Annotated in this window: 31 protein-coding genes, 1 tRNA gene and 1 pseudogene; 12 read left to right on the forward strand and 21 right to left on the reverse strand. The window is 64.0% G+C overall.

What is annotated here, in order from left to right:
* Nucleotides 1–123 precede the first annotated feature (123 nt).
* From WCZ84_RS09190 to WCZ84_RS09210, 5 genes are all read right to left on the reverse strand, one after another.
* Entirely contained in the window at nucleotides 124–1,161 is a 1,038-nt protein-coding gene (locus WCZ84_RS09190; protein ID WP_372686004.1) for an alcohol dehydrogenase catalytic domain-containing protein, read from the reverse strand.
* 266 nt (nucleotides 1,162–1,427) lie between these two features.
* On the reverse strand, nucleotides 1,428–1,661 hold the full coding sequence (locus WCZ84_RS09195) for a hypothetical protein (protein WP_372685974.1): 234 nt from the start codon (nucleotides 1,659–1,661) through the stop codon (nucleotides 1,428–1,430).
* A gap of 65 nt (nucleotides 1,662–1,726) precedes the next feature.
* Nucleotides 1,727–2,731, reverse strand: coding sequence for a glutathione S-transferase family protein (locus WCZ84_RS09200; RefSeq protein WP_372685975.1), 1,005 nt, complete (start codon nucleotides 2,729–2,731; stop codon nucleotides 1,727–1,729).
* A gap of 42 nt (nucleotides 2,732–2,773) precedes the next feature.
* Entirely contained in the window at nucleotides 2,774–3,049 is a 276-nt protein-coding gene (locus WCZ84_RS09205) for a YceI family protein (protein WP_372685976.1), read from the reverse strand.
* Between the two features lie 21 nt (nucleotides 3,050–3,070).
* Entirely contained in the window at nucleotides 3,071–3,202 is a 132-nt protein-coding gene (locus tag WCZ84_RS09210) for a hypothetical protein (protein WP_372685977.1), read from the reverse strand.
* Between the two features lie 361 nt (nucleotides 3,203–3,563).
* On the opposite strand from WCZ84_RS09210, the gene WCZ84_RS09215 reads away from it, so the two are divergent.
* From WCZ84_RS09215 to WCZ84_RS09240, 6 genes and pseudogenes are all read left to right on the forward strand, one after another.
* On the forward strand, nucleotides 3,564–4,832 hold the full coding sequence (locus WCZ84_RS09215; RefSeq protein WP_372685978.1) for a sugar phosphate isomerase/epimerase family protein: 1,269 nt from the start codon (nucleotides 3,564–3,566) through the stop codon (nucleotides 4,830–4,832).
* Nucleotides 4,829–5,311, forward strand: a complete 483-nt coding sequence (locus WCZ84_RS09220; RefSeq protein ID WP_372685979.1) for an S-ribosylhomocysteine lyase — start codon at nucleotides 4,829–4,831, stop codon at nucleotides 5,309–5,311. The genes WCZ84_RS09215 and WCZ84_RS09220 overlap by 4 nt, the downstream gene beginning before the upstream one ends.
* Complete coding sequence (locus WCZ84_RS09225; RefSeq protein WP_372685980.1) at nucleotides 5,308–6,459, forward strand: sedoheptulose 7-phosphate cyclase; 1,152 nt, start codon at nucleotides 5,308–5,310, stop codon at nucleotides 6,457–6,459. The genes WCZ84_RS09220 and WCZ84_RS09225 overlap by 4 nt, the downstream gene beginning before the upstream one ends.
* A complete protein-coding gene (gene ubiG, locus WCZ84_RS09230; protein WP_372685981.1) occupies nucleotides 6,437–7,147 on the forward strand; it encodes a bifunctional 2-polyprenyl-6-hydroxyphenol methylase/3-demethylubiquinol 3-O-methyltransferase UbiG in 711 nt (236 codons plus the stop codon). The genes WCZ84_RS09225 and ubiG overlap by 23 nt, the downstream gene beginning before the upstream one ends.
* 5 nt (nucleotides 7,148–7,152) lie before the next feature.
* The gene (locus tag WCZ84_RS09235; RefSeq protein WP_372685982.1) at nucleotides 7,153–8,046 is read left to right on the forward strand and encodes a UbiA family prenyltransferase; all 894 of its coding nucleotides are present in this window, start codon (nucleotides 7,153–7,155) and stop codon (nucleotides 8,044–8,046) included.
* Nucleotides 8,047–8,115: 69 nt separating this feature from the next.
* A pseudogene (locus WCZ84_RS09240) lies at nucleotides 8,116–8,433 on the forward strand (cupin domain-containing protein); the annotation flags it as partial.
* 98 nt (nucleotides 8,434–8,531) lie between these two features.
* Here the strand turns inward: WCZ84_RS09240 and WCZ84_RS09245 are convergent.
* Nucleotides 8,532–8,608: transfer RNA gene (locus WCZ84_RS09245), tRNA-Pro, on the reverse strand.
* Between the two features lie 157 nt (nucleotides 8,609–8,765).
* On the opposite strand from WCZ84_RS09245, the gene WCZ84_RS09250 reads away from it, so the two are divergent.
* The 3 genes from WCZ84_RS09250 to WCZ84_RS09260 all read left to right on the forward strand — a co-directional run bounded on the left by WCZ84_RS09250 (nucleotide 8,766) and on the right by WCZ84_RS09260 (nucleotide 10,701).
* Entirely contained in the window at nucleotides 8,766–9,194 is a 429-nt protein-coding gene (locus WCZ84_RS09250) for a DUF4395 family protein (RefSeq protein WP_372685983.1), read from the forward strand.
* Between the two features lie 189 nt (nucleotides 9,195–9,383).
* On the forward strand, nucleotides 9,384–10,370 hold the full coding sequence (locus WCZ84_RS09255; protein ID WP_372685984.1) for a DnaJ C-terminal domain-containing protein: 987 nt from the start codon (nucleotides 9,384–9,386) through the stop codon (nucleotides 10,368–10,370).
* A gap of 16 nt (nucleotides 10,371–10,386) precedes the next feature.
* On the forward strand, nucleotides 10,387–10,701 hold the full coding sequence (locus WCZ84_RS09260) for a MerR family transcriptional regulator (protein ID WP_372685985.1): 315 nt from the start codon (nucleotides 10,387–10,389) through the stop codon (nucleotides 10,699–10,701).
* A 17-nt stretch (nucleotides 10,702–10,718) separates the two neighbouring features.
* On the opposite strand, the gene sufT is transcribed toward WCZ84_RS09260, so the two are convergent.
* From sufT to WCZ84_RS09300, 8 genes are all read right to left on the reverse strand, one after another.
* Complete coding sequence (sufT, locus tag WCZ84_RS09265; protein ID WP_372685986.1) at nucleotides 10,719–11,276, reverse strand: putative Fe-S cluster assembly protein SufT; 558 nt, start codon at nucleotides 11,274–11,276, stop codon at nucleotides 10,719–10,721.
* 24 nt (nucleotides 11,277–11,300) lie between these two features.
* Nucleotides 11,301–11,753, reverse strand: a complete 453-nt coding sequence (gene sufU / locus WCZ84_RS09270; RefSeq protein ID WP_372685987.1) for a Fe-S cluster assembly sulfur transfer protein SufU — start codon at nucleotides 11,751–11,753, stop codon at nucleotides 11,301–11,303.
* Nucleotides 11,754–11,756: 3 nt separating this feature from the next.
* Nucleotides 11,757–13,031 (reverse strand): cysteine desulfurase, encoded by a 1,275-nt coding sequence (locus tag WCZ84_RS09275; RefSeq protein ID WP_372685988.1) that lies wholly within the window; start codon nucleotides 13,029–13,031, stop codon nucleotides 11,757–11,759.
* Nucleotides 13,028–14,341 carry a Fe-S cluster assembly protein SufD gene (sufD, locus tag WCZ84_RS09280; RefSeq protein WP_372685989.1) on the reverse strand — a complete coding sequence of 438 codons (1,314 nt, stop codon included), beginning with the start codon at nucleotides 14,339–14,341 and terminating at the stop codon, nucleotides 13,028–13,030. The genes WCZ84_RS09275 and sufD overlap by 4 nt, the downstream gene beginning before the upstream one ends.
* A complete protein-coding gene (gene sufC / locus WCZ84_RS09285) occupies nucleotides 14,338–15,165 on the reverse strand; it encodes a Fe-S cluster assembly ATPase SufC (RefSeq protein WP_372685990.1) in 828 nt (275 codons plus the stop codon). Before sufC ends, sufD begins: the two co-directional genes overlap by 4 nt.
* A gap of 12 nt (nucleotides 15,166–15,177) precedes the next feature.
* Nucleotides 15,178–16,626, reverse strand: a complete 1,449-nt coding sequence (gene sufB / locus WCZ84_RS09290) for a Fe-S cluster assembly protein SufB (RefSeq protein WP_372685991.1) — start codon at nucleotides 16,624–16,626, stop codon at nucleotides 15,178–15,180.
* 4 nt (nucleotides 16,627–16,630) lie between these two features.
* Nucleotides 16,631–17,146 (reverse strand): SUF system Fe-S cluster assembly regulator, encoded by a 516-nt coding sequence (locus WCZ84_RS09295; protein ID WP_372685992.1) that lies wholly within the window; start codon nucleotides 17,144–17,146, stop codon nucleotides 16,631–16,633.
* 63 nt (nucleotides 17,147–17,209) lie between these two features.
* A complete protein-coding gene (locus WCZ84_RS09300) occupies nucleotides 17,210–19,030 on the reverse strand; it encodes an ABC transporter ATP-binding protein/permease (RefSeq protein ID WP_372685993.1) in 1,821 nt (606 codons plus the stop codon).
* A gap of 103 nt (nucleotides 19,031–19,133) precedes the next feature.
* Here WCZ84_RS09300 and WCZ84_RS09305 point away from each other — a divergent pair, with 103 nt between their 5' ends.
* Both WCZ84_RS09305 and WCZ84_RS09310 read left to right on the forward strand, forming a co-directional pair.
* A complete protein-coding gene (locus tag WCZ84_RS09305) occupies nucleotides 19,134–19,658 on the forward strand; it encodes a sigma factor (RefSeq protein WP_372685994.1) in 525 nt (174 codons plus the stop codon).
* A complete protein-coding gene (locus tag WCZ84_RS09310; RefSeq protein ID WP_372685995.1) occupies nucleotides 19,655–20,173 on the forward strand; it encodes a hypothetical protein in 519 nt (172 codons plus the stop codon). Before WCZ84_RS09305 ends, WCZ84_RS09310 begins: the two co-directional genes overlap by 4 nt.
* 1 nt (nucleotide 20,174) lies before the next feature.
* Here the strand turns inward: WCZ84_RS09310 and WCZ84_RS09315 are convergent, their stop codons facing one another.
* The 6 genes from WCZ84_RS09315 to rpmI all read right to left on the reverse strand — a co-directional run bounded on the left by WCZ84_RS09315 (nucleotide 20,175) and on the right by rpmI (nucleotide 24,978).
* The gene (locus tag WCZ84_RS09315; RefSeq protein ID WP_372685996.1) at nucleotides 20,175–20,561 is read right to left on the reverse strand and encodes a MerR family transcriptional regulator; all 387 of its coding nucleotides are present in this window, start codon (nucleotides 20,559–20,561) and stop codon (nucleotides 20,175–20,177) included.
* Nucleotides 20,558–20,863, reverse strand: a complete 306-nt coding sequence (locus tag WCZ84_RS09320) for an integration host factor subunit alpha (protein ID WP_372685997.1) — start codon at nucleotides 20,861–20,863, stop codon at nucleotides 20,558–20,560. The genes WCZ84_RS09315 and WCZ84_RS09320 overlap by 4 nt, the downstream gene beginning before the upstream one ends.
* A 6-nt stretch (nucleotides 20,864–20,869) precedes the next feature.
* Nucleotides 20,870–23,281 (reverse strand): phenylalanine--tRNA ligase subunit beta, encoded by a 2,412-nt coding sequence (pheT, locus tag WCZ84_RS09325; RefSeq protein WP_372685998.1) that lies wholly within the window; start codon nucleotides 23,279–23,281, stop codon nucleotides 20,870–20,872.
* 23 nt (nucleotides 23,282–23,304) lie between these two features.
* A complete protein-coding gene (gene pheS, locus WCZ84_RS09330) occupies nucleotides 23,305–24,327 on the reverse strand; it encodes a phenylalanine--tRNA ligase subunit alpha (protein WP_372685999.1) in 1,023 nt (340 codons plus the stop codon).
* Between the two features lie 78 nt (nucleotides 24,328–24,405).
* Nucleotides 24,406–24,765 carry a 50S ribosomal protein L20 gene (rplT, locus tag WCZ84_RS09335; protein ID WP_372686000.1) on the reverse strand — a complete coding sequence of 120 codons (360 nt, stop codon included), beginning with the start codon at nucleotides 24,763–24,765 and terminating at the stop codon, nucleotides 24,406–24,408.
* Between the two features lie 15 nt (nucleotides 24,766–24,780).
* Complete coding sequence (rpmI, locus tag WCZ84_RS09340) at nucleotides 24,781–24,978, reverse strand: 50S ribosomal protein L35 (protein ID WP_372686001.1); 198 nt, start codon at nucleotides 24,976–24,978, stop codon at nucleotides 24,781–24,783.
* 332 nt (nucleotides 24,979–25,310) lie between these two features.
* Between rpmI and WCZ84_RS09345 the strand changes: the two genes are divergently transcribed.
* Complete coding sequence (locus WCZ84_RS09345) at nucleotides 25,311–26,075, forward strand: methyltransferase (protein ID WP_372686002.1); 765 nt, start codon at nucleotides 25,311–25,313, stop codon at nucleotides 26,073–26,075.
* 17 nt (nucleotides 26,076–26,092) lie between these two features.
* On the opposite strand, the gene WCZ84_RS09350 is transcribed toward WCZ84_RS09345, so the two are convergent.
* Nucleotides 26,093–26,279: accessory factor UbiK family protein (locus WCZ84_RS09350; protein ID WP_372686003.1), on the reverse strand; the 187-nt coding region annotated here is incomplete at its 5' end.

Here is a 26,279-nt window from a genome sequence, read left to right on the forward strand (position 1 = left end):
AGATCCAGTATCCATGCGGGTTCCACGCCATATTAGCATCTACGGAAATCCACTGACTTCCACCTGCAGCCGGCAAATCCGGGTCAAAATGAGACCGAGAAAACGGAAGCGTGGCGACTGCTGTTAATGCGCACCAGGCACCTCCTCCATGCTTAACACCAAGCGGTACTTGACGTCGCCGGATTTGAGCCTGCGCAATGCCTCATTCGCCCGCACGAGCGGCATGACCTCGATTCGCGGCCGCGCGTCCACCAGCACGCTGAAGGCCAGCGTTTTCTCGTTATCGCAGGGCGTGCCAGTGAGCGAACCCAGAATGCCGCGCTGACCGCCTATGAGCAGGCCAGCGGGCACCTGCAGCGGGTCCTTGCCCGGGTTGAGCACAACCAGCCGTCCCTCGGGCGCCAGCCCCGGCAGCAAGGCCGATACCGTATCCATGTCGGCGATCGTGGTAACGATAGCCTGCGCCCCACCCATGGCCTTCAGCCTGGCCGTCGCGTCTTCCTTACGGTTGTCGATATACACGTGCGCCCCCAGCGCCAGCACATCCGCCGCGATGTCGCTGCCGCGACCTACGGCCACCACCCTGAAGCCCATGCGCCGTGCGTATTGCAGCGCCATATGTCCGAGCCCGCCTATGCCCAGGATGGCCACCGTATCGCCTGCCTGCGCACCGCATTTTTTCAACGCATTGAAGGTAGCGATGCCGGCGCACAGGATGGGCGCAGCCTCAGCCGATGACAACTCCTCGGGAATGGCAACCAGCGCGGTATGACGCGCCAGCATCATCTCCGCATAACCGCCGTCGCAGCCACTGCCCACGGCAAGCTGGTTCTCGCAGAGCTGAAAGCGGCCCTGCCGGCACTGCACACACTGGTTGCAATGGCCACCCAGGCGACCCACGCCCACGCGCTGCCCCATCCGCCAGAGCGCGGGCACCCCGTCCCCCAGGGCAGCGATGCGACCAACCACCTCGTGGCCGGGTACGCGCGGCGGCTGCAGACCGGGGTCGACCCTATCCACGTCTATAGCATCGGCGCCGCAGACGCCGCAGGCCTCGACAGCGAGCAGCACCTGCCCCGGCCCCGGTGTTGGCGTCTGGCGCTCCACCAGCTCCAGAATCCCGGGTTGACTCGCCTGCATGGCACGATAGGTAGATTTCATCATGGTTGCTCCAAAAAAACATGGGTGCCATCTGCCGCTGCGCGATTGGCATTGGCCGCATACCCAACTGACATGCACGTATTGTGCGATCCTCGACGGAATCCTGAACGGAGAGCATGTTCCGGGAGCGGTGCTCAGCGAAGCCACGCTCGCTGCCGAGATCGGTGGGAACACGGTCATGCTTGAGCTCGATGACCGTTTGGCCGACCGGCGGCGGTTCCTGATGTTCAGTTTTGGTGACACATTCCACGAACGCCGCCACGACATCATTGCCGGGCACATCGAACTCGACGCTGCGCCTGGAAGTGCACCGAGTTCAGCACCGCTTCGCTGACCTCGCCCATGGTGGCGCAGGTACCGTAGGGGTTGCCGCCGGAGGCAAAGATCACCGGATCAGAATAACCCGGCGGCACGATGATGCTGCCCCAGTGCATGAAGATTCCATACATGCCCAGCAGCGGGGTCTCCTGCCCGCCGTGGGTGTTCTGGGCGCTGCTCATTTGACTTGGCTCATCTTGACTCTCCTTGGGGTTGAAAACTTGGTTCCTGAGCGCCGTGTTCTGGATCAGGCGCCGCAGATCACGCGTTCGCCCAGCTGCTCGCGCCCGTGCGGCGCATCAAAGTCGGGCTCCGGCCCTATGGAAACGATGCCGTAGGGGTTGAGCGTCGGGTGGCTGCGGAAATAGTGGTTGCGGATGTGGTCCATGTGCACGGTGCCGGCCACACCCGGCATCTGGTAAATGTCGCGCAGCAGGCCCGTGAGGTTGGGGTAGTCGGCAATGCGCTTCTTGTCGCACTTGAAGTGCGTTGCATACACGGCATCGAAGCGCAGTAGCGTAGTCCACAGGCGCAGATCGGCCTCCGTCAGCGTGTTGCCGACCAGATAGCGGCTCTTGCCCAGGCGCTGCTCCAGCGCCTCCAGCGTCTCGAACAGCGTCACCACGGCCTCGTCGTAGGCCGCCTGGCTGGTGGCAAAGCCGGCGCGGTAGACGCCGTTGTTCACGCGCGGGTACACCAGCTCGTTGACCGCGTCGATTTCGCCCTGCAGGTCCGCGGGGTAGTAGTCGCCGGGCCGGGCACCCACGCCGTCGAAGGCGTGGGTCAGCATGCGGATGATCTCCGAGGACTCGTTGTTGACGATGGTCTGGCGCTGCTTGTCCCACAGCACCGGCACCGTGACGCGGCCGGTGTACTCGGAATCGGCTTTCTGATAGAGCTCGTAGAGCTTGGTCAGGCCGTACAGCGGGTCGCCGTCGGCGGCGTCAAAGTCGGTGCCAAATTCCCAGCCGTTCTCCAGCATGAGCGGGTGCACCGAGGACACACCGATGTGCTGCTCCAGCCCCTTCCAGGCGCGCATGATGAGCGCGCGGTGCGCCCAGGGGCAGGCGTAGGACACGTAGAGGTGGTAGCGACCGGGTTCGGCCTTGAAACCCGCCTCGCCGCTCGGGCCGGCCACGCCGCTCTCCGTGATCCAGTTGCGGTACTGGCTGGCCTTGCGCTCGAAGCGCCCGCCCGTGCTCTTGGTGTCGTACCACTCGTCCTGCCACTTGCCGTCTACCAATAGTCCCATGATGTTTGACTCCTATCCTTCTGATTGAGTTTGTCGAGCTGCTCACTCCTCCTCGGAGGCCGATGATGCCATGGCGTTGATTATTTCCTTCATTTTGGCCAGTGCCGCGGGCTCCAGCCCCTCGCCGGTGATCCGGATCTGCACTTCGTCGCTGACGAACGGCAGATGATCGCCCAGACCGAAGTCGGAGCGCCGGACCGTGCCCGTCGCGTCAAAGCCTATGGCCGGCACCCCCAGCATAGGGTGCTCGCCGACGTGGTTGAGCACGGCAGCCCGAGTGTGGACGCTGCTGACAGGAATCTCGACCTCTATGGACAAATTGGCCGGCTCCTCGGCATCCTAGACCAGCGTGCCCTCGCTGATGTCGAACATGGCGCCGGGGTTGGAAAAGCCGAAGTGGTTCCAGCTCAGATCGATCTGGGTGTGGTAGGGGTCAAGGGCAAAGGTCTGCCCGGCTGCCCTGGATGGCATTGGCTGCGCCGTGCTGCCTCACCTGTGGCGATTGCCTCGGGACAGCAAGCTGAATTGTCCGCTTCCTTAACCTAGGACAAGTCTGGCGGCACATACCGGCCGACAGTAAAAGGCGCATGCAGAATACTGTATATTTACGTTATATATTTACGTGTCATCAAGGACATCGACCGTTACATCCTGGGCCGGGACGACGATCGGAGCAAGGGTTCGCGCGGCGCGTGCCGCGCATCATCCCGCAGGCGCAGCTTCGGCTGGCACCGCTCCGGGCCCCCCGTGCCCCGAGGGCACACGCCCCTCTCGTTGCAGCCGCTGTCCCGGGTCTCGAGACGCTCTCGTGCAACATATCTGACGGATCGACATGATCAGACTGGCCTACAGCACTTTCGGCCTCACTCAGCTGCCCTTCCTCGACGCGCTCGACGCCGTCGCCCGAGCGGGTTACGAGGGCATCGAAATCTCCTTCCATCGCCGCCAGTTCAATCCCTTCGAACTGGCGGACGACGACCTGGATGCGGTCGGAAAACGGCTGCGGCGCCTGGGCCTGACGCCCGCCTGCGTCGCCACCGCCTCACACTTCTTCACACCCTCGCGCCCGCACGAGCCCTCGCTCATGACGCTCGACCTTGCCGGGCGCAAGCGCCGCATCGATCTCGTGCGGCGCGGCATCCAGGTTGCGCGCCGCCTGGGTGTCAACCTGGTCACCTTCGGCAGCGGCTTCGTGCGCGACGACCACGTGCGCGAGCCGGGCATCGACCCGCATGAGGTGCTTGTCGACTCGATTCGCGAGTGCCTGCGCGAGGTCCGCGATGACGAGGACCTGACGCTGCTCGTCGAGCCGGAGCCGGGCATGTTCATCGAGACCCTCGACCAGGGGCTGGCGCTGATCGATGCGGTGGGCTCGCCCCACTTCGCCCTGCACATCGACATCTGCCATGCCTATTGTTCCGAACCGGACTACGTCGGAACCCTGCAACGCGCCGCCGCGCGGGCGCGCTACCTGCATATTTCGGATGCGCGTGAGGGCTGGAACCTGAAGATCGTCGAAGACCACCCGGAAATCGAATTCCGGCCGGATTTCGCCAGCACGCTCGTCTATTTTCCGTTGAATGCCGACTTCCTGCTGGTGGATCGCGCCCTGCCCCTGTACTTCTGCGAGCAAGCGCCCGATACGGCGCAGCGCGAGCGGAACGCGGCGCTGCTGGCGCGCGCGGGCATCGCCGCGCCGCCGGAGGCGATCGATTATCGCCAACTGTACGCCGGCGCCTCGCCGCTGGATGACGAGATCTTCACCTATCTGATTTCGGTGCCGGGCCTGTCCTTCGACGTCCTGGAGCGCGCGCGGCCGATTCTCGGCCATCTGCGCGGCGCGCGCGGGCCAGCACGGGTCGACCGGATGCTGGCCAACACGCTCACGGGGGTCGCACACTTCCACGAAATCCCCGGTTCGGGCACACTCGATCTCGCGGCCAGCTTCAAGGCGCTCAACGCGGGCGGTTTCGACGGCTTCGGCGCGGTGGAGCTCTATCACCACGTCGACTCCTGGCAGCAGGCGCTCGATGACAGCTACCGGCACCTTGCCGGCATCGACCAAGGCCGGGCGCGGGCCGCGCGGGTTTTTGCGCCATGAACGGGATCGAAACGCTGGGCTGGCGCGCGGATTGCGTCGGCGAACTCGATCACCGTCAGCTGAAGGCACCCAGTGTGAAGTTGCGCGGTGTGCACCAGGGCGTGGGCGGAGACGCCATCTACAGCATCGACCTGCGCCTGCGCCGGCCGAACGCGGACGAATACCTCACCAGCACCGAGGCGCACTCGCTCGAGCACTTTCTCCTGGAGGGTTTCCAGCGCCTGTTGCCGCAGCAGTTCATCGGCGTCGGCGTCATGGGTTGCCAGACGGGCTTTTACCTGAACCTGCTCAACGAGGGCCGGCGCGAGCGGGTGGAGACGCTGCTCGAACGCATCCTGCGCGATGTGCTGGAGGCCAAGGCGGTGCCCTACGCCAACGTGACGCAGTGCGGCCGCTGGCAGAACCACGACCTGGCCAGCGCGCAGGCCGTGGCGCGCGAGGTCCTGGCGGCGCGCGACCACTGGGGAGAGATCGCGTGAGCCGGCCCACCGAAGCGCGCTGGCAGGTCCGGGCAAGCCGCTGCATCGATTATGTCCTGGATACCGTGGACGATGTGTTCGATCCGCGCAGCGACAGCCTGCTCGCCGCCGGACGGCACGAGGGCAGCCGCCGCTTCGTCGTGGTGGATGCGCAGGTGTACCGCTTCCATGCGCCGCGCATCGAGAACTACTTCCGCCAGCGCGCCATCGAGGCGCGCATCCTGCCCATGATGGCGGGCGAGGCCGGCAAGACGGTCGAGGCCTGGCTCGGCATCGTGCGCGAGCTCGACCAGTTCCCGATCCATCGCCGCGACGAGCCGATCATCGCCATCGGCGGTGGCGTGCTCACCGACGTGGTGGGCTTCGTGGCATCGAGCTATCGCCGCGGCGTACCGCATGTCAAGGTGCCGACCACGCTCATGGGTTATGTCGATGCGTCGGTGGGCATCAAGACGGGCATCAATTTCAATGGCCACAAGAACCGCCTGGGCAGCTTCGAGCCAGCACGCGCCGTGCTGCTGGATCGCCGGCTGCTGGCCACGCTGCCGCTGCGCCACCAACGCAACGGGCTGTGCGAGATCATTAAGCTTGCGCTGGCGTGCGACGCCGAGCTCTTCGAGATGCTCGAGCACGATGGGGCCCGCGGCCTGGCGAGCGCCTTCCAGGACGAGGGCGCGCAGCCGATCCTCGATCGCGCCATCGACGGGATGCTCAAGGAACTGAGTCCCAACTTCTATGAAGATGAGCTCGCGCGCAAGGTCGACTTCGGCCATACGTTCAGCTATGGCCTGGAGATGTACTTCGAGGAGCGCCTGCTGCACGGCGAGGCGGTGCTGCTGGACATCCTATTCTCGTGCGTGCTCGCGCACGAGCGCGGCCTGCTCGAAGGCGCGCTCATCGAGCGCGTATTCGCGCTCGTACGCCGGCTCGGCATCGAACCGGCCTATGATCTTCTGGACGCAGAGCTAATGTGGGGCTCGCTGCTCGACCGGGTCGAGCATCGCAATGGGCAGCAGCTCGTGCCGCTGCCGTGCGCACTCGGCCAGTGTGTTTTCGTCAACGACATTACCCGCGCGGAAGTCGCGGCTTCGATCAGGATCCTTCAGACATGGACGACGCAGGCAGATGAACGAATCACCGAATGTTGATGCCGCGGAAATCGCGCACTTCAACCGCATGGCGGAATTGTGGTGGGATCCGGCCGGGAAGATGGGCCAGTTGCATGCGATCAACGCACTGCGCCTCGATTTCATCACCCAGCGCTTCCCGGGACCGAATCCGCGCGTCGTAGACGTGGGCTGCGGCGGCGGCATCCTTGCCGAAGCCCTGGCTCAATCGGGCGCCCGCGTCACGGGCATCGACCTCTCCGAGCTCTCGTTGCGGATCGCGCGCCAACACGCCGCCGCGGGCGGACTGGACATTGATTACCGCCTGATGGAGGCGGACGCGCTGGCGGCGACCGAGGCTGGACAGTTCGATGTCGTGACCTGCATGGAGATGCTCGAGCACGTGCCGCAGCCGCGGGGCATCATCGAGGCGTGCGCGCGGCTGCTCCGCCCCGGGGGAGTGGCCGTCTTTTCCACCATCAACCGGACGCCCAAAGCCTTCCTGTTCGCGATCGTGGCGGGCGAGTACATATTGGGTCTGCTGCCCCGTGGGACGCATACCTACCGCAAGCTGATCCGGCCCGATGAGATGCGCGCGTGGACCGCGGGCGCCGGGCTGCGCTTCGAAGCCATCGCCAGCCTGATGTACAACCCGCTGCGGCGCCGCTTCCGCGTGGCGCCCGGGCGCGAAGACATCAACTACATGGCTTGCTTCCACAAGCCCGAGTGACTGCCATGCAGCGTTTCCTTGCCCTGTCGCGTTCCGTGCACGGCGTGCTCGACATCGCCCTGCCGGGTTTCGTCGCCCTGCTCTGGCTGGGCGGCTTTCCAGACTGGACCGTACTCGTTCTCGGCCTGCTGACCGCGCTTGCCGGCTATACCGCGATCTATGCCCTGAACGACATCGTCGGCCTGCACGATGACCGCGAGAAGGTTGCTGGCGGTGTCAAACGAGGCTACGCGGTAGAGGCGTCGGAGATGCGCTATCCGATCGCCCAGAACCTCCTCAGCATGAAGTCGGCGCTCGCGTGGTTCGGGTTCTGGTTCGCGCTCACCATCGTCGGGATCTACCTGCTCAACCCCCGGATCCTCCTGATCCTCTTTGGCGCGACGGTGCTCGAGATCGTCTACGTGAAATTGCTGAAGGTGACTTGGCTGCGCACCTTCGTGAGCGGCCTGGTGAAATCCGCCGGGCCGATGGCGGCGGTCTTCGCCGTCGTTGAGCAGCCCGCCTGGCCGGGCCTTGCCTTCCTGCTGGTCTGGCTGATGCTCTGGGAGATCGGCGGGCAGAACATCCTCGCCGATTGGAACGATCTCGATGAGGACCGGCGTATCGGCGCGCGCACCATACCGCTCGTCTTCGGTCTGCCGGCGGCGGGACGGCTGGTGCTGGTCCTGCTTTCGCTGGTGGTGCTGCTCAGCCTGCTGCTGCCACTGTTTTCGCCGCTCGCGCTGGGCTGGCCGTTCCAGCTGGCACTGCTCGTGGCCGGGGTGGTGCTGCTGGTGCTGCCCGCGGTACGCCTGGCGCGCACCCTGGATGGCGCGCAGGCGGCGCGGCTGTTCGACCATTCCAGCCTATATCCACTGACGCTGCTCGTCATCATGGCGGTCTTCGTGCTGCTGTCCTGAGGAACCTCCGGATAGACCGGGCGGTCGGCGGGCGCCGGTCTCTCGCCCGAGGGCACCACAACGCAGGTCTTCAGCCAGCCGATCCCGAACATCCCCGGGAAATCCTTGACCGCCTTCGAGGTTGCCTACCCGCCAGCGGGTACCTCGCCGGCGCACCATCACGCCCAGTCGGCGTTCATCATGGCATACGTCATTTCCGGCGCCATCCGCAGCCAGGTCGAGGGCGAGCCCGTGCGGGTTTACAAAGCCGGCGAGTCCTGGTTCGAAAATCCCGGGGCGCATCACCTCGTGAGCGAGAACGCCAGCGCGACAGAGCCGGCAAAGATGCTGGCGGTGTTTGTGGTCGACACGCCGGATACAGACCTCACCCATTTCGATGGTCAGTGAGGGTTGGGCCCTGGTAAGTCTGCGTGATAGAGACACGCAAAACTCACGCAAAAGAAAAAAGGGCCTACAGAGGAAACCCTGTAAGCCCTTGATAATGCTGGTCGGGACGGCGGGATTCGAACTCGCGACCCCTTGCACCCCATGCAAGTGCGCTACCAGGCTGCGCTACGCCCCGAAAGAAAAGGATTCTAGCATAAAACCAAGCGCCCGCGCCCGCCCGCTCGGCATGGCAAACCGCGCGGCTGGTCTCTTGCATCACACTCGGTGTACTTTATTCTATAAATAGATATAATATAAGAACGTATATCAAATGATTCCTCAGGAGGATCGCCATGCTACGCTTCGACGTCCCCCCGGTATGGTCCAACGTGACCCGATGGGAAGCCTTCACCACCTTCGTCATAGCAGTCGCCGCCTTGCTCGTCAGCCCCTGGCTGATGGCGATATTGGCCGTGCAGGGGCTCGTGCGCGGCTTCCTGGGGCACTACAAATGCCCCTCGCACCGCCTCTGGGTCCATCTGGCAGAAAGAAACGACCTCGGCGGCAGAAAGGAAAACGCAGGCGCCAAGATGTTCGCCAACAAGATCCTGCTCCTGGCCTCTCTCGTCGCGGTGGTCACCTATGCGTTGGGGCTGGACATCTGGCAAGTGCCCGTCTATGCCCTGATCCTGTTCTCCACCCTGGAATGGGCCGTGTCATTTTGCGCCGCCTGCTGGGCCTATGGCTTCTGGTACAGCCTGTTTCCACCCAAGGGCATCTAGGCGCCACACGCTGTGGGGCGGTGCCGGGCCGCCAACGCCCCACAGCCCGCCTGGCCGGATCGTGCGGCGCCCGGTACGGCACGCGATCATGCCCAACCGGACATATTTCAGTATGATGTCATCCGATGAAGAACGGCTCCTGCTGGATGAATGCACACTGGCGCCCAGCGACCCACCAGACGACGACTCATGAAATACCCTGACTACTACAAAGTGCTGGGCGTCTCCAAAACGGCCAGCGCCGAAGACATCAAAAAAGCCTTCCGGCGCCTGGCGCGCAAGTACCACCCGGACGTCAGCAAGGAAACCGACGCGGCACAGCGCATGGCCGAGATCAACGAGGCCAACGAGGTCCTGTCGGATCCGGAAAAGCGCAAGGTCTACGACACGATTGGTCACCAGGCCTGGGCGCAAGGGGCGCGCAGCGTGGACGACGTGCGTCCACCGCCCGGCTGGAATCAGGCGCAGGGGCATCCTTCCGGGGCGGGCTTCGATGGATACACTCAAGGGGCCGGCCATCCCGGTGCCGATTACAGCGAATTCTTCGAAGAACTTTTCGGGCGGGCCGCGCGCGAAAAATCGCGACAGGCGGGGCACGACAGTGGGTCGGCCGCCTGGCCGGGTGAAGACCAGCACGCGGAAATCACGCTCAGCCTCGAAGAGGCCTACCGGGGATGCGAACGCGCTCTACAGCTGCAGTCGATCGAAATCGACGCCCAGGGCCAGGTCCGGCCACAACGGCGCACGCTCAATGTAAAGATCCCGGCCGGGGTCTCCCAAGGGCAATTGATCCGGCTCGCCGGCCAGGGGGGCCCAGGCCATGGCGGGGGTGCATCCGGTGATTTGTTCCTCAAAGTGAACATCCAGGCCGATGCCACCGTGCAGGTCGATGGCAGCGATGTCACCATGAAAGTCTTCGTGGCACCCTGGGAAGCCGCCCTGGGCGGCGAGATCCACGTCAAGACCGTGGCCGGCACCCTGTCGGTCACCGTACCCGCCGGTTCGGTTGCGGGGCGCAAATTGCGCTTGCGTGGCAAGGGCATTCCAGCCAAGAAGGCGGGAGACCTTTACCTCGAACTGGACATTGCCGTGCCCAGTGCCGTCACGCCCGAGCAGAAACAAGCCTGGCAGGCGCTGGCCCGTGCGTATCCCGGCTACGAAGTGCGCCCGCGCTGAAATCAAAGGACACACCATGGAAAAACGAGATATCGACACCCTCATGGCCGACCTTGGATGGGGCCCGGACGAATGGATCCCGCTCGAAGACATGGCCCGCGCGTGCCGGCTCGACGTGCAATGGATCATCGAGCGCATCCAGGACGACGTTCTGCAGGCAACCTATCGCGATGGCCGCACCTACCTGACCTGCGCGACCGTCTGGCGGGCCCAGAAAATCGAGCGCATCGAACGGCAGTTCGATGCCGACCCGCAACTGGCCGCGCTCATGGCCGACCTGATGGAAGAAATCAGGTCATTGCGCCAGCAATTGAAGCTGGCCGGCCGCTAGCCCCAGCAGGCAGCTGCTTACAGCAAACCCAGCTGCAGGCGCGCGGGTTCGCTGATCATCTCGCGGCTCCAGGGCGGATCCCAGACCAGATCGACGATGGCTTCATCCACGCCTTCGATGTTCAGCAGCTTGTTGCGGGCTTCGTCGGCGATCATCGTGCCCATGCCGCAACCCGCGGCCGTGAGCGTCATCTTGACTTCGATGCGGAACCGTTCCGGGGCATTGGCCGGAAGCACGTTGCATTCGTACACCAGCCCCAGATTGACGATATCCACGGGGATTTCGGGATCGTAGCAGGTGGACAGCATGTTCCAGGCAGCCTCTTCTACCACGTCGGCCGTGATGGGGCCCTCGTGGATGTGTTTTTCTTCTTCGATGACCTCGAAGCCCAGGGCATCGCCGTCCTTGCCTTCGATCCGGTACAGATTGCCCTCGACCATGACGGTATACGTGCCGCCCAGCTGCTGGGTGATGATGGCCTCGCAGCCCGCCTCGATGGTGACCGGAGACCCATACGGAACCGTGACCGCCGGGCAATCCCGGCTGATGATCACTTCCTGACGATTGAAACTCATGTTGTTACCTCTGGTTCATCGTGTTTATTCAGTGACGGCTACGTCGCGAGCCTGAGTAATGGCATTGTGCAGGGTATGCCAGGCCAGCGTGGCGCACTTCACGCGCGCCGGAAACTCGCGAACCCCCGACAGCACCTCGAGCTTGCCCAGATCGCAATCGGGGTGCGCCTCGGTGAGCATCTGGTGGATGTTGCGAAACAAGCGCTCGACCTCTTCGATGGGCTGGCCGCGCACGGCCTCGGTCATCAGCGAGGCCGACGCCGTGGAGATGGCGCATCCATGGCCCACGAAGCTGGCTTCCTGGACAATGCCATCAGCCACCCGGGCATAGACGGTCAGCTGGTCGCCGCACAACGGATTATGGCCATCGGCCTGGTGCGAGGCATCGGGCATCGCATGAAAATTGCGCGGATTGCGATTGTGATCGAAGATCACCTCTTGGTAGAGATCGCGCAGGCCATCGTCGGTGTCACGCATCCATCAGACTCCAAACAGTTTCTGCGCCTTGCGCACACCCGCCACCAGGGCATCGATGTCCGCTTGCGTGTTGTACAGGGCCAACGAAGCGCGCGCCGTGCCCGGAATACCGAAGCGGGCCATCAAGGGCATGGCGCAGTGATGGCCGGCCCGAATGGCGACACCTTCGGTGTCCAGGATCGTGCCCAGGTCATGCGGATGAATGCCGTCGACCAAAAAAGACAGGATGCCCGCCTTGTGCCTTGCCGTTCCCACCAGCCGAACGCCTGGCAGCGCCAGCATGCGTTCGGTGGCCTCGGCAAGCAAAGCGGACTCGTGCGCCGCAATCACCGGCAGACCGATGGACTGCACGTAGTCGATCGCCGCGCCCAGGGCGACGGCGCCGGCGATGTTGGGGGTGCCGGCCTCGAAGCGCTGCGGACCCTCGGCCCAGGTGCTGCCCTCGAATGAGACGGTATGAATCATGTCGCCGCCGCCCTGCCAGGGCGCCAGCTTTTGCAGGATGGAGGCGCGCACATACAACGCACCGATGCCCGTGGGCCCGTAGATCTTGTGGCCCGAAAAAGCATAGAAATCGCAATCCAGCGCCTGCACGTCGACCGGCGCATGGGCCACCGCCTGCGCCCCGTCGACCAGCACCAGCGCGCCGGCCTCTCGGGCCAGGCGCGTGATTTCGGCCACCGGATTGACCGTGCCCAGCGCATTGGAGACATGAGCGAGCGCCACCAGCCGCGTACGGGCATTGAGACACGACCGAAAATCGTCGAGGTCGATCTCGCCGCTGTCGGTGACGCGCGCGTGACGCAACACGGCACCTGTTCGGGCGCACAGCAGTTGCCAGGGCACGATGTTGGAATGATGCTCCATGTCGGTGACCAGGATCTCGTCTCCTGGCGCAAGCGACTGGCCCCATGTCTGGGCCACCAGGTTGATGGCTTCGGTCGTGCCGCGCACGAATATCACGTCCTGGCTGTTGGGCGCGTTCAGCAGGCCCGCCACCCGGCTTCGGGCCTGCTCGTAGAGGTCGGTGGCATGTTGCGACAGCCAGTGCACCCCGCGGTGGATGTTGGCGTTGGACTGTTCGTAGAAATCGGCCAGCGCCTGGATCACCCCCTGCGGCTTCTGGGTAGTGGCCCCGTTGTCGAGATACGCCAGACGCCGAGCACGCACAGGCCGGGCAAGGATGGGGAAATCAGCCGCCCATGGTGCGGCGGCCGCTGCCGCCTGATCGGCGGCTGCGGGGCGCAGGACGCCTTCGAGGGTCAGCGGCGCATTCATGCCGCCTCCAGGAGATCCCCGCCGGGCAGCAACCGCCGCACGGCCCCTTCGACATGACGCCGCAGGCTTTCATCGGGAATGCGCGCCACGCTGCGGGCCGCAAAAGCGTAGATCAGGATGTCGCGGGCGCGGGCCTCTTCGATGCCCCGGGTACGCAGATAGAAAAGACTGTCGGGATCGATCTGGCCGACCGTTGCGCCGTGGGCGCACTTGACGTCGTCGGCATAGATCTCGAGCTCGGGCCGGGCATCCGACTTCGCCAGACGCGATAGCAACAGGCTGTCGTTGCGCTGGATGGCATCGGTGCCGTCGGCCCCTTCGGCCACCAGGATGCGCCCGGTAAACACGCCGTGCGACGCATCCGCCATGATGCCGCGATAGGATTCGTGACTGACGCAGTGGGGCTTGAGATGGCCGATCAGGGTGTGGTGGTCTACGTGCCGGCGCTGATCGACGTAATACAGCCCATTGAGCAGGGTCTCGCAGCGCTCGTCCTGAAAGTGCGTGGCGATGTCGTGGCGCGCCAGACGGGCCCCCAAAGAAACCGAATGCGACGCGAAATAGGAATGCTTTGCCTGGGTCGCTTCAATCTCGCCCAGGTGCCAGGCAAGCGGCGATTCCTGTTGCAGCTTCAAGTGCGTGATTCTTGCGTCTTGGTCAAGCTGCAAGCGGGTGACGGCGTGGCGGAAATTGGCCGCATCCGGCAGGCCGATGTAGTGTTCGATGACGGTCGCCTGCGAACCGGCTTGCGCCTGGATCAGATGCCGCAAGAAGTGCGCCGCCCGAGGTTCGGACACCGCACAGACTACGTGCACGGCCTGCTCGAGCACCACCCCGCGGCCCAGGCTCACCAGGGCGCCATCGCTGGCCAATGCGAGGTTCAGGGCGCTGGTGCTGTGGCCATCCTGGGCCTGACCATAGAGCGCATGCACGGTATCGGCGTGCCCGCCCCATGCCTCTGAGGTGGCCTGGATGGTGACGCCTTCGGGCAACGACCCCAGCCGCGACAAGGATGCATCGAAAGCGCCGTCGACAAAAACCAGCCAATGGCCGGTATGCGCCGCCACGAGCGCGCGCACCTGGTCGGCCACGCCTTCTTGCGCCGAACCTTCTTCGAATTGCGCCGCCGCCAGGGGCGCCAGCGAAGTATGATGCCAGGCTTCTTGTCGCGGCGTGGGCCAGCCTTCGGACATGAAACGCTCGAACGCCTGGCGGCGCAGGCTGTCGAGCCACGGCACGTGGGCCCCTGGCAGCGCCCCCGCGCGCCGGCCAAAGGTATCGGCCCACACTTGCAGCTTGTCGGCGCTCATGCCACGGCTCCCCGGCCGGCGGGCCTGACACCAATCTTTTTGCCGTCGTCGGGTTTGACACCGCGCCGGGCCGGCGCCGCCTGCACACCCTCGATCCAGCCGTAGCCCTTGGCCTCGAGCTCTTTGGCCAGCTCGTGCCCACCCGAGCGCACGATCCGGCCATTGGCCAGCACATGCACGTAATCGGGCACGATATAGTCCAGCAAGCGCTGGTAATGGGTGATTACGATCATGGCGCGGTCAGGCGAACGCAAGCGGTTCACCCCGTCCGCCACGGTCTTCATCGCGTCGATGTCCAGGCCGGAGTCGGTTTCATCGAGAATCGCCAGCCGGGGCTCGAGCAACGCCATTTGCAGAACCTCGTTGCGCTTTTTCTCGCCGCCAGAGAACCCTTCGTTGACGGAGCGATAGAGGAATTCATCGCGCATGCCCACGAGTTTCATCTCGGCCTTGGCCCTCTTGACGAAGTCCATGGCATCGAGCTCGGGCTCGCCGCGCTCGCGCCGCATGGCATTGACGGCGGCCCGCATGAAATACGCGTTGGAGACCCCAGGGATCTCGATGGGGTATTGGAAGGCCAGAAATATACCGGCCCGCGCGCGGTCCTCGACGCTGAGCTCGAGCAGGTTCTGCCCCAGAAATTCGACCGTGCCCTCGGTGGCCACGTAGTCTTCGCGCCCTGTCAGCACCTGGGCCAGCGTACTCTTGCCGGCGCCATTGGGCCCCATGATGGCATGTACCTCGCCAGGCTGGATCTGCAGGGAGAGGCCCTTGAGAATTTCATTGCCCCCGATCGAGGCGTGCAAATTGTGGATGTTCAGCATATATAGGGCTCCTTAACCAACACTGCCTTCGAGGCTCAAGCCGAGCAGATTCTGTGCTTCGACGGCGAACTCCATGGGCAATTCTTTGAAGACTTCCTTGCAGAAGCCATTGACGATCATCGATACCGCATCTTCGGCCGATATGCCGCGCTGCATGGCGTAGAACAACTGGTCTTCGGCAATGCGCGACGCCGTGGCCTCGTGTTCGACATTGGCGCTGGGATTCTGCACTTCCATGGTCGGAAACGTGTGCGCGGCGCACAGCTTGCCGATCAGGAGGGAATCGCACTGCGTGTAGTTGCGCGCGCTTTCTGCCTTGGGCGTCATGCGCACCAGGCTGCGGAACGTATTGCTGCCATGCCCGGCCGAGATCCCCTTGGAAATGATGGTGCTGCGCGTGTTGCGGCCCATGTGCACCATTTTCGTGCCGGTGTCGGCCTGCTGCCGGTGGTTGGACAAGGCCACGGAATAGAACTCGCCCGTGGAGTCGTCGCCGCGCAGGATCACGCTGGGGTATTTCCAGGTAATGGCCGACCCGGTCTCGACCTGCGTCCAGGAGATGCGCGAGCGCGCGCCGCGACAATCGCCGCGCTTGGTCACGAAGTTGTAAATGCCGCCGACGCCGTTTTCGTCGCCTGGGTACCAGTTCTGTACCGTGGAGTACTTGATCTTGGCATCATCCAGCGCCACCAGCTCGACCACCGCCGCGTGCAGCTGGTTTTCGTCGCGCATGGGTGCGGTACAGCCTTCCAGGTAGCTCACGCTCGCCCCTTCATCGGCGATGATGAGGGTGCGCTCGAACTGGCCGGTATCGGCATTGTTGATGCGGAAATACGTGGACAGCTCCATGGGGCACTTGACGCCCTTGGGAATATAGACGAACGAGCCATCCGAGAATACGGCCGAATTCAGGGCCGCATAGAAGTTGTCGGCCGGCGGCACGACGGTGCCCATGTATTTCTGTACCAGTTCGGGATGCGAGCGAACGGCCTCTGAAAAAGAACAGAAGATGATGCCCACGTCGGCCAGCTGTTTGCGAAACGTCGTGGCGACCGACACCGAATCGAACACGGCATCGACGGCCACGCCAGCGAGCTTGGCGCGCTCATGCAGGGGCACGCCCAGTTTTTCGTAGGTGCGCAGGAGCTCGGGGTCGACTTCGTCCAGGCTCTTGGGGCCATCCTTCTTGGACTTGGGCGCGGAATAATAGCTGATGTCCTGGAAATCGGGATCCGGATAATGCACCTTCGCCCAGCGCGGCAAGGACATTTTTTGCCAGGCGCGATACGCCTTCAAGCGCCATTCCAGCATGAATTCGGGCTCGCGCTTGATCGCCGACAGACGGCGGATGACGTCCTCGTCCAGCCCCTTGGCAAAGGTCTCGGATTCGATCTCGGTCACGAAACCCGCTTCATACTCGCGGTCGAGGAAGGTATCGAGCTTGTCATTCACAGTGCTCATTGGATCAGGCTCCAGGATGAAATGGAAAGGGCTGGGAAGGCGAATCGACGCGCGCGCCGCCGGCTGCCGAGCGGGCCAATACCGCAGGCCGCACGCCGTCGGGCACGGGTGGCAGCGCCCCGGGCAGCATGTCGGCCAGGGTCGTGGATTCGAGCGTCTTTCGTACCATGCGATTGATGCGCACCCAATGCGGACGAATATGGCAGGCCTCTTCGACCGAGCAGACCCCGGGCACGGCGGTGCATTCGGTCAGGCCAAAGGGCTGCTCTTCAAGGGCATCGATGATTTGGGCGACGTTGATCAGCCGGGCATCGCGCAGCAGGCGATAACCGCCTTGCGCGCCCCGTTGGCTGGCGACCAGACCGTGCTGGGCAAGTAGTTTGAGCGCCTTGCTGACGACCGGCTGGCCCAACCCGAGCACGGCAGCGAGCTCGGTGGCGCTACAGAATTCTGTCGGGCGGACGGCCAAATGCGTGAGCACCAGGATACCGTAATCGACAATCTTGCTGATCCGCAGCATTCGACTGTTCTACCAGGATAGTTTTCAGGGAAGCCAAATAGTACCACTTTGGTACCATATGGATCAAACGGGTTCCGGTGCCTGGCGTGGACCATGGAATTCCGGCTCCTGCGGCGCACTTTGCTGTAGCTGCCACATCCTGGCGTAGCGTCCCGACTGGGCCAGCAGGCCGGCGTGCGTCCCCTGCTCGACCACGCGCCCCTGTTCCATGACCAGGATATGGTCCGCATGCACGATCGTGGAAAGCCGATGGGCAATGATCAGCGTGGTCCGGCCCTGGGCAATTTTTTCGAGCTGCACCTGGATGGCTCGTTCGGTCCGTGTGTCCAGCGCGCTGGTGGCTTCGTCGAATACCAATATCGGTGGCGACTTCAGCAGGGCGCGGGCAATCGCCACGCGTTGTTTCTCGCCGCCCGACAGTTTCAGGCCCCGCTCGCCCACCTGGGTGTCGTAGCCCTTGGGCAGCGACTGGATGAAATCGTGGATGTGGGCCGCGCGCGCCACCGCCTCGATCTCTTCCTGGCTGGCCTGGGGCCGGCCGTAGGCGATGTTGTAGGCAATTGTATCGTTGAACAGCACGGTATCCTGTGGAACGATCCCGATATGGGCGCGCAGGCTGGCCTGTGTATAGCTGCGCACGTCCCGGCCGTTGACCAGCACCCGCCCGCCCGTGGGATCATAGAACCGGAACAGCAAACGCGACAGGGTGGACTTGCCCGCGCCCGATGCGCCCACGACCGCCAAAGATCCGCCGGCGGGCACACTGAAGCTGATGTCGTGCAGGATCTGGCGGTCGGGCTCATAGGAAAAGTCCACGTGCTCGAAAGCCAGGCTGGCTTCACGGGCGTCCAGGACCGTGGCATCGGGTCGGTCGGCCACCTCCTGGGCATTGCCAAGCAGGTCGAACATGCGCTCCATGTCCGCCAACGCGTGGCGGATCTCACGGTACACGAAGCCGAGAAAGTTCAAGGGCGCATACAACTGGGTGAGATACGCCGAGACCAGCACCACGTCACCGACGGTCATATGGCCCTGGACGACGCCCGCGGCCGCTTGCCACAGCAAGGCCGTCATGCCGGCCGTGATGATGACCCCCTGGCCCATGTTGAGCAGATTCAGCGACACCTGGTTGCGCACCGCCGAATCCACCCAACGCGACAGATCGTGGTCGTACCGGCGACTTTCGTATGCTTCGTTGTCGAAATACTTGACCGTTTCATAATTCAGCAAGGCATCCACCGCCTTGCCGCTGGCCTGACTGTCAAGCGCATTCATCGTGCGCCGGTAGACCATGCGCCGTTCGGTCACCTTCAGGGTGAACAGCACATACGCCGCGATGGTGCCCAGGGTCAGGACCGCAAATGGCCACTCGTAGCGCCAGAGCAGAATACCGGTCACCATGCCGATCTCAAGCAGCGTGGGCAGGATGTTGAACACAGTGAAATTGAGCAGGAACCCGATGCCTTTGGTACCCCGCTCGATGTCGCGCGCCAGGCCGCCGGTGCGCCGCCCCATGTGAAAGCGCATGGACAACGAGAGCAGGTGCCGGAACACCCGGATGGCGATCTCGCGAATGGCGCCTTGCGTCACCCGGGCGAACAGGGCATCGCGCAATTCGCCGAACACCGACGTGGCGAGCCGCGCCAGGCCATAGCCCGCCAACGCCGCCAGCGGCAGGACCAGCAGGCTCGGTGGACGGCCCAGCTCATCGACGATATCCTTGAGCCAGATCGGGGTGAGCACGTTGGCCACCTTGGCGATCACCAGGCAGACGACGGCCAGCAATACCCGCGTCCGGAAGGCCCAGACATAGGGCCAGAGGCTTTTCAGGGTCTGCCAGTCATTGCGACGGGCCGGGGCCGGGCCCGTGTGAATATAGCGCATGGAAACATCCCGCAAAGAAGCAATGCCGCGGCAAACCGATGGATTGGCCTACTGCGCATACAATGGGCGCATCATCCCGTTTTGCTCGAACCGCAAAGATTGTATGACTGTTTCAGTTTTTGATTTCGACAACGAGCTGCAGGCCTGCGCTGCTGGAGACTACGGTGCGTTCCTTGCACTGTATCGGCAAGAATCCGCCTCGATGTATGCGCTGGCCCTGGCCATGCTTGGCAGCGAGCCGCCCGCCCAGGTGGTGGTGCATGACACGTTCGTGCTGATCTGGCGCAATGCCGCGGGCTACAGCCCGGCCATCGGCACGGCCCGCGCCTGGATGTATAGCATACTGCGGCACCGGGCGCGGGCTCTCAGGCACCACCTTGGTGCGCCCGCCACAGACCATTCGCGGCGCCTGCCCACACTGCACTTCCCCGATACACAACAGGCCGATACCGGGCTCGGCGGCTCTCTGCGCAACTTGCCGGCGCCGCAGCGGGATGCGCTCCTGAGCGCCTACCTATATGGCGGCAGCCTGGACACGATCGCAGCGCAGCTCGGCCGTACCGCACCGGACGTTCAGGTCTCGCTCGAAGCCGCACTGCTGCGTCTGAACGAAGCGGTGCACGCATGAAGGCCCGGCGCAACTTCACCGATCATGAAATCGCCTGCTACGTGCTGGGCATCGAACGTGCCATCCCCCGGCAAGAGGTCGAAGACGCCCTGGCGCACGACAACGCCGCTGCGGCCCGCGCACTGAAATGGGAAGCCTATTTCCTGGGCATCGTCGATGCCCTGCCCCCATGCGCGCCCGATGAAACCCTGTTTGCCCAGATCGAATCGACCCTTGGGATGCAGGGCCTGACGCCTGGCAGCCCCTCACCGGCCCCCGCGGCCACAAGCCGCCCAGGCATGGGCCCGGACGGGCACGGGGCTTACCAGGACATGAACGCGGGTGCCGATGCGCCATCGCCCGGGCAACGCCGCGCCCGGCGGCGCCTGGCTTCGTGGCTGCGCCGCTGGCGCCTGCCCGTGGCGCTGGCTCTGCTGGTGTTGGCGGGGGTGCTGCTGCTGGTGGTCTGGGCCGGCCTGAGGGAGGTCCCGAGCACGATGGTGTCAGAAGCCGTGCACCTGCTGGACCCCCGTTGAATCAGGGCTGGCCCAGCACGTGTTTCAGGCGGTCGGCCACGGCCTGGAGATCGGCGCGCAAGGCCTGGAATTCGGCGCCACTGAGCCGCACGGCGGCCTCTTGGCCCCGGGCCACGGGATCGGCATCATTGAGCCGGTTGCGCGCCCCGGCAATCGTGAAGCCCTGTTCATACAGCAAGTCGCGGATCCGGCGCACCAGCAGGACTTCATGATGCTGGTAATAGCGGCGATTGCCGCGCCGCTTGATCGGCTTGAGCTGGCTGAATTCCTGTTCCCAGTAACGCAGGATATGCGGCTTGACCGCACATAGTTCGCTGACCTCGCCAATCGTGAAATAACGCTTGGCCGGTATGGGCGGCAAGACGACCGGCTCGACCTCTCGTGTCATGCCGGTTCTCCGTCGAGTACGCTGGCCTTGAGCTTCTGGCTGGCATGAAAAGTGACCACCCGGCGCGCCGCAATGGGAATGACCTCGCCCGTTTTCGGGTTGCGCCCCGGCCTCGGCGGCTTGTTGCGCACCTGGAAGCTGCCAAAGCCGGACAGCTTCACGTCGCGCCCTTGAACCAGGGCGGTACGAATTTCATCGAAGAACGTATCCACCACGTCCTTGGCCTCGCGCTTGTTGAGCCCGACCTGCTCGAACAGCAATTCGGCCAGCCGGGCTTTGGTCAGTGTACTGTCGATATCCACCGGTGATTACTCCTGTGAACGAAGGCGTGCACCATGCGCTTTTTGAAGTGCGCCGAACAGCCGCTGCACGCACGCTTCGATCTGTTGCTCTTCAAGCGACGCATCGTGGCCCTGAAAGCGAAATCTCAAGCCCAGGCTGCGCTGCCCGGGCGCCGAAGCATCGCGCCATATGTCGAACAGTTTAATCTCTTTGACGACAGCCAAAGCGGCTTCGGCTGCAATCGTGGCATCCAGTGTATCAAGCACCGCCTGCCATGGCAGGGCCTCGTCGAGCCAGACCGCCAGGTCGCGCACGACCCACGGCTGCCGCGACAAGGTGCCGGGGCGGGGAAAATCGCGCTGCGCCACGACCGACAGCGGCACTTCGAAGACCACGGGAGCCTGGGAGAGCCCAAGGGCCAGCACCCAGCGCGGATGCACTTCACCCAGCCACCCGGCGGCCTGCCCATCCACGACCAGGCGGGCGCTGCGCCCCGGATGCAGGGCTGGATGGCTGGCGGCCTCGCAACGCAGCTGGGCGGTTCGCCCCCCCAACAGGGATTCGAGATCGCGCTTGACGTCGAAAAAATCGACGGCGCGCTCTGGAAGGCCCCATTGCTCGGGCATGGCGGGCCCCCAGGCCGCAGCCGCCAGATAATTGGGTTGGGATACCCCGGCGACGGACAGGTCGCCATCGGCGATCGAAGGATCACGCCGAAAAACCCGCCCCAGCTCGAAGACCCGCACACGCCCCTGCCGATGGCGCACATTGTGCTCGATGTTGGCCAACAGGCCGCCGATCAGGCTGGAGCGCATCACGCTCATGTGGCTGGCGATCGGGTTGAGCAGGCGAATCGGCTGCTCGTTGGCGCAATAATCGCGTTCCCAGGACGCATCGACGAACGAGAAATTGATGACTTCCTGGTAGTCGAGGTCGACCATCATCTGGCGCAGTATGTGGGGGCCGTGTTGCACTTCGGGCAACACCCGCACATTGACTGCGGCGACCGGAGGCTGGTCCGGGATCCGATCGAAGCCGTAGATGCGGGCGACTTCTTCGATCAGGTCTTCTTCCAGGCCCAGATCGAAGCGGGCAGCGGGCGGCGTCACGGTGAAGACGTCGCCCTCGTGTTGAAAGTCGAACCCCAGGCGCGAGAATATGTCCGCAACCTCGCCCGCCGTGAGCGCCAGGCCCAGCACCCGCACACAGCGCGACAGCCGCATGCGAACTGGCGCGCGCTGGGGCAGGCGGGCCACACAGTCGGTGACCGGGCCGGCCTGGCCGCCACAGATCTCCAGAACCAGCGCCGTCAGCCTTTCGAGGTGCTCCGGGATGGTCGAATAGTCTACGCCGCGCTCGAACCGATGGGCCGCCTCGGAAGTCAGCTTGTAACGGCGCGGCCGGCCCATGATGGCTTCCGGCCACCAAAAGGCCGCCTCGAGGTAGACGTCGGTGGTCTCCAGCGAGACCGCCGAAGCGGCGCCGCCCATGATGCCCGCAAGGCTCTCCAGGCGCCCGCCCGACTCGATGACCCCGACGTCCGGCTCGAGCTCGATACGCTGCCCGTTGAGCAGTTCGAGCGTCTCGCCGGCGCGTGCCCAGCGGACGACCAGGTCATCGGCCAGCCGGTCGAGGTCGAACACGTGCGTGGGCCGCCCCAGCTCGAGCATGACATAGTTGGAAATATCCACCAGGGCCGACACGCTGCGCTGCCCGGCCCGCTCGAGCCGCGCTTTCATCCAGCCCGGCGTCGCGGCGCGCGCATCGACCCCGCGCACGATGCGCCCGGCAAAACGGCCGCATAAATCCGGCGCTTGCACGGTCACGGCCAGGCGATCATCCAGCGTGACGGGCACCGGGACGAAGGCCGGCTCGGCCAGGGCACAGCCTGTGAGAGCGGCCAGTTCGCGCGCCACCCCGCGAACCGACAGGCAATCGGCCCGGTTGGGTGTGAGCTTGAGCGTGTGGATGACGTCGTCGAGCATCAGCGCGGTGCGCAGATCGGCTCCTGGGGAGAGGTCGACGGGCAATTCGAGCAGGCCTTGATGATCGTCCGACAGGCCCAGTTCACGTGCTGAACACAGCATGCCTGCCGATTCGACGCCGCGCATGCGCACCGCTGCGATGCGCGGTCCGCCCGGCAACTGCGCCCCGACCCGCGCCAAGGGCACCCGCAACCCGGCGGCCGCATTGGGCGCACCGCACACGATCTGGAGTGCCTCGCCGCTGCCATCGTCGACCATGCAGACCCGCAGGCGATCCGCATTGGGATGAGGCGCCACGGATTCGATGCGCGCCACGACCACCCCGCTGAAAGCGGGTGCGAACGCTGCGGATTCTTCGACTTCGAGGCCGGCCATGGTCAGGCGATCGGCCAGTTCCTGCGAATCGATCGAAGGATTGGCCCAAGTGCGCAGCCACGATTCTGGAAGTTGCATGATGGAATTCCGTGAGACAGGGCTCAAACGTTGAACTGACGCAGAAAGCGCAGGTCACCTTCAAAAAACTGGCGTAGATCGGTGATGCCGTAGCGCAGCATCGCCAACCGCTCGAGCCCCGAACCAAAGGCAAAACCGATGTATTTTTCTGGATCCAGGCCAAAATTGCGCACCACTTGCGGATGGACCTGGCCCGATCCCGAGATTTCCAGCCAACGCCCCTTCAGCGGCCCCGCCTTGAACATCATGTCGATTTCCGCCGAGGGCTCGGTAAACGGAAAAAACGACGGCCTGAAGCGCAACGTGAGGTCGTCCGTGCCGAAGAATGCCCGCAGGAAATGCGTATACACCCCTTTCAGGTCGGCAAAGGAGATGTGTTCGTCGATCCACAGGCCCTCGACCTGATGGAACATGGGCGAATGGGTGGCATCGCTGTCCACCCGATAGGTGCGCCCCGGCGCAATGACTTTGATGGGCGGCTCATGCATCCGCGCATAGCGGACCTGCATGGGGCTGGTGTGCGTGCGCAGCACCAACGGCAGGCCCTGGGCATCGGTCATGTCGACATAGAACGTATCCTGCATGGAACGCGCAGGATGGTTTTCCGGGTTGTTCAGGGCCGTGAAGTTGGTCCAGTCGTTCTCGATTTCCGGGCCATCGGCGACGTCGAAGCCGATCGAGCGAAAAATCTGCTCGACGCGCTGCCAGGAGCGGATGACGGGATGCACGCCGCCGGTGCTGCGGCCGCGCCCAGGCAAGGTCACGTCGATGGTTTCGGCAGCCAGGCGTTGGTCGAGCAGGCGCTGGTCGAGCGCAGCGCGGCGTTCGGCCAGCAAGGCTTCTACCTGCTGTTTGGCTTGGTTGATCTGCGCGCCCAGCCTGCGCTTTTCTTCGCCCTGCATGCCCGAGAGCCCCCTGAGCAGCGCAGTAAGCGCCCCTTGCTTGCCCAGAAGGGCGGCTTTTTCGTTTTCCAGGGCAGCCCGGTCCGACGCCTGGGCAAACCGCAAGCGCGCCTGGGCGACCAAATCATCTAGCGTGGTATCCATGAAGTCCGTCCAAATGCACACGGAGCCCGATCGAGCTCCGTGTGCGATGATGCAGATCCTGACGCGCCGCGTCGGGAATCAGGCCGACAGTGCCGACTTGGCCTGCGCCACCACCGCAGCAAAACCCGCCTTGTCGTGCACGGCCATGTCGGCCAGGACCTTGCGGTCGAGGTCGATCGATGCCTTTTTGAGGCCGGCGATGAATACGCTGTAGCTGACGCCGAGTTCGCGGCAGGCCGCATTGATGCGGGTGATCCACAGGGCACGAAAAGTGCGTTTTCTGTTGCGACGATCGCGGTAGGCATATTGCCCGGCTTTCATGACCGCCTGTTTGGCGATCCGGAAAACGTTACCGCGACGACCGCGGTACCCCTTGGCAGCCTGGATGACTTTTTTATGGCGTGCACGTGCTGTGACGCCGCGTTTTACGCGTGGCATGAGTGAGATCTCCGATCAGGCGAAAGGCAGCATCGCCTTGACCGAGGCGATATCCGAATCATGGACGGCGGTCATACCGCGCAGCTGGCGTTTGTTCTTAGTGGTTTTCTTGGTCAGGATATGACGCTTGAAAGCCTGGGCGCGCTTGATGGAACCACTGCCGCGTACCTTGAAGCGCTTGGCAGCGCCTCTTTTGGACTTCATTTTGGGCATGAGACACTCTGTTGGCTTGGCAAAGACAGGTGTTCCGAGAAACGGACACTTGTAAGACCCGTGATTTGCAAAAAAGAAAATACCGCACACGCGCAACCTGCGTGCACAGATTTTGTAAAGCTCTTGATTATAGGCTGAATTCTTCTCGATTGTCTATCGCACTGGCCGCACCGGCCACGCCAGCTGCGCCATGTCGCCAGAGGCCGGATACCACGCACCGGCTTTACTAATTTAAGAACGAAATCACGAAAAATAAACGAAGATAGTATGTATTTTTGCCTATTTCAGCCATTCACCAGATAATGGAAGGGTCGCATTACCTTGCCAATTTCATGGACCCCTGCACTCGGGCCCCCAGGCTGCCTGCCTGGCGGCCATCGTTCGAGCCGGGGCGGGCCAGCGCCTGCCAAACCCGAACCCTTACCGTCTCACTGCCAGGCCAGGAAGATTTCATCCTGACGTCGCTGGCCGATCGCCAGCAATACAGCGATCCGGGCGGCGAGGCCGCGCAACTGGGCATCAGTTCGGCCTTGTGGCCGCTATCGGGGCTTTTGTGGCCGTCTTCGCTCTACCTGGCTACCGCGCTGATGAGCCATCGCATCGAGGCGGGCACCCGCATCCTCGAGATCGGCTGCGGGCTGGCGTTGCCCAGCCTGGCCTGCCACCGCAGGGGCTGGGACATTACCGCCAGCGATCACCACCCCCTGGTATACCGCTTCCTGCGCCAGAACCTCGTGCTCAACCAGTTGCCCGCCACCCTGCCCTACCGCCATGGCGACTGGAACGGCACCGCCACGCAGACACCTTATACCCGTCACGTGGGCCTGCTGGCGCAGGCGTTCGATTTCATCCTGGGCAGCGACCTGCTCTACGAGCGGGATGCGGCCCCCGCCCTGGCCGCTTTCATCCACGCCCATGCCGAGCCGGCGTGCTCGGTATGGATCGTCGACGCCAACCGCGGCGGCCGGCCGGCCTTCACGCGCAGTATGCAAGCGCACGGCTTCGAATTGCGTGAAAACCTGAACCTCAACCGCCGCCCCTGCCTGAGTGGCGCCCGATCATACAAGGGACACCTGCTGAAGTACCGACGCGCCTGAGCGGCGCGCCCGCCGGATCACGACGCGTCGGAATCAACCGCGGCCGGGCCGGGGCCCGCCGAATCCGGATCCGACCCGGCCGCAACGCCCGCCCCCCGGGCTTCGAGCGCCTGTACCCGGGCCTCCAACTGCCCGAGCCGCTCGAGCGCCCGTGCGAGGAGCCCGGCCTGTATGTCGAATTCTTCGCGGGTGATCAGGTCCATG

Source organism: Castellaniella sp., assembly GCF_041675725.1.
In the GTDB taxonomy this organism is placed as follows: Bacteria; Pseudomonadota; Gammaproteobacteria; order Burkholderiales; family Burkholderiaceae_B; genus Castellaniella.

Excerpts from the sequence above, each read along its gene's own strand:
- WCZ84_RS09190 (WP_372686004.1), bottom strand. The coding sequence starts at position 1,161 with ATGAAATCTACCTATCGTGCCATGCAGGCGAGTCAACCCGGGATTCTG.
- WCZ84_RS09195 (WP_372685974.1), bottom strand. The coding sequence starts at position 1,661 with ATGAGCAGCGCCCAGAACACCCACGGCGGGCAGGAGACCCCGCTGCTG.
- WCZ84_RS09200 (WP_372685975.1), bottom strand. The coding sequence starts at position 2,731 with ATGGGACTATTGGTAGACGGCAAGTGGCAGGACGAGTGGTACGACACC.
- WCZ84_RS09210 (WP_372685977.1), bottom strand. The coding sequence starts at position 3,202 with ATGCCATCCAGGGCAGCCGGGCAGACCTTTGCCCTTGACCCCTACCAC.
- WCZ84_RS09215 (WP_372685978.1), top strand. The coding sequence starts at position 3,564 with ATGATCAGACTGGCCTACAGCACTTTCGGCCTCACTCAGCTGCCCTTC.
- WCZ84_RS09220 (WP_372685979.1), top strand. The coding sequence starts at position 4,829 with ATGAACGGGATCGAAACGCTGGGCTGGCGCGCGGATTGCGTCGGCGAA.
- ubiG (WP_372685981.1), top strand. The coding sequence starts at position 6,437 with ATGAACGAATCACCGAATGTTGATGCCGCGGAAATCGCGCACTTCAAC.
- WCZ84_RS09235 (WP_372685982.1), top strand. The coding sequence starts at position 7,153 with ATGCAGCGTTTCCTTGCCCTGTCGCGTTCCGTGCACGGCGTGCTCGAC.
- WCZ84_RS09250 (WP_372685983.1), top strand. The coding sequence starts at position 8,766 with ATGCTACGCTTCGACGTCCCCCCGGTATGGTCCAACGTGACCCGATGG.
- WCZ84_RS09255 (WP_372685984.1), top strand. The coding sequence starts at position 9,384 with ATGAAATACCCTGACTACTACAAAGTGCTGGGCGTCTCCAAAACGGCC.
- WCZ84_RS09260 (WP_372685985.1), top strand. The coding sequence starts at position 10,387 with ATGGAAAAACGAGATATCGACACCCTCATGGCCGACCTTGGATGGGGC.
- sufT (WP_372685986.1), bottom strand. The coding sequence starts at position 11,276 with ATGAGTTTCAATCGTCAGGAAGTGATCATCAGCCGGGATTGCCCGGCG.
- sufU (WP_372685987.1), bottom strand. The coding sequence starts at position 11,753 with ATGCGTGACACCGACGATGGCCTGCGCGATCTCTACCAAGAGGTGATC.
- WCZ84_RS09275 (WP_372685988.1), bottom strand. The coding sequence starts at position 13,031 with ATGAATGCGCCGCTGACCCTCGAAGGCGTCCTGCGCCCCGCAGCCGCC.
- sufD (WP_372685989.1), bottom strand. The coding sequence starts at position 14,341 with ATGAGCGCCGACAAGCTGCAAGTGTGGGCCGATACCTTTGGCCGGCGC.
- sufC (WP_372685990.1), bottom strand. The coding sequence starts at position 15,165 with ATGCTGAACATCCACAATTTGCACGCCTCGATCGGGGGCAATGAAATT.
- sufB (WP_372685991.1), bottom strand. The coding sequence starts at position 16,626 with ATGAGCACTGTGAATGACAAGCTCGATACCTTCCTCGACCGCGAGTAT.
- WCZ84_RS09295 (WP_372685992.1), bottom strand. The coding sequence starts at position 17,146 with ATGCTGCGGATCAGCAAGATTGTCGATTACGGTATCCTGGTGCTCACG.
- WCZ84_RS09300 (WP_372685993.1), bottom strand. The coding sequence starts at position 19,030 with ATGCGCTATATTCACACGGGCCCGGCCCCGGCCCGTCGCAATGACTGG.
- WCZ84_RS09305 (WP_372685994.1), top strand. The coding sequence starts at position 19,134 with ATGACTGTTTCAGTTTTTGATTTCGACAACGAGCTGCAGGCCTGCGCT.
- WCZ84_RS09310 (WP_372685995.1), top strand. The coding sequence starts at position 19,655 with ATGAAGGCCCGGCGCAACTTCACCGATCATGAAATCGCCTGCTACGTG.
- WCZ84_RS09315 (WP_372685996.1), bottom strand. The coding sequence starts at position 20,561 with ATGACACGAGAGGTCGAGCCGGTCGTCTTGCCGCCCATACCGGCCAAG.
- pheT (WP_372685998.1), bottom strand. The coding sequence starts at position 23,281 with ATGCAACTTCCAGAATCGTGGCTGCGCACTTGGGCCAATCCTTCGATC.
- pheS (WP_372685999.1), bottom strand. The coding sequence starts at position 24,327 with ATGGATACCACGCTAGATGATTTGGTCGCCCAGGCGCGCTTGCGGTTT.
- rplT (WP_372686000.1), bottom strand. The coding sequence starts at position 24,765 with ATGCCACGCGTAAAACGCGGCGTCACAGCACGTGCACGCCATAAAAAA.
- rpmI (WP_372686001.1), bottom strand. The coding sequence starts at position 24,978 with ATGCCCAAAATGAAGTCCAAAAGAGGCGCTGCCAAGCGCTTCAAGGTA.
- WCZ84_RS09345 (WP_372686002.1), top strand. The coding sequence starts at position 25,311 with ATGGACCCCTGCACTCGGGCCCCCAGGCTGCCTGCCTGGCGGCCATCG.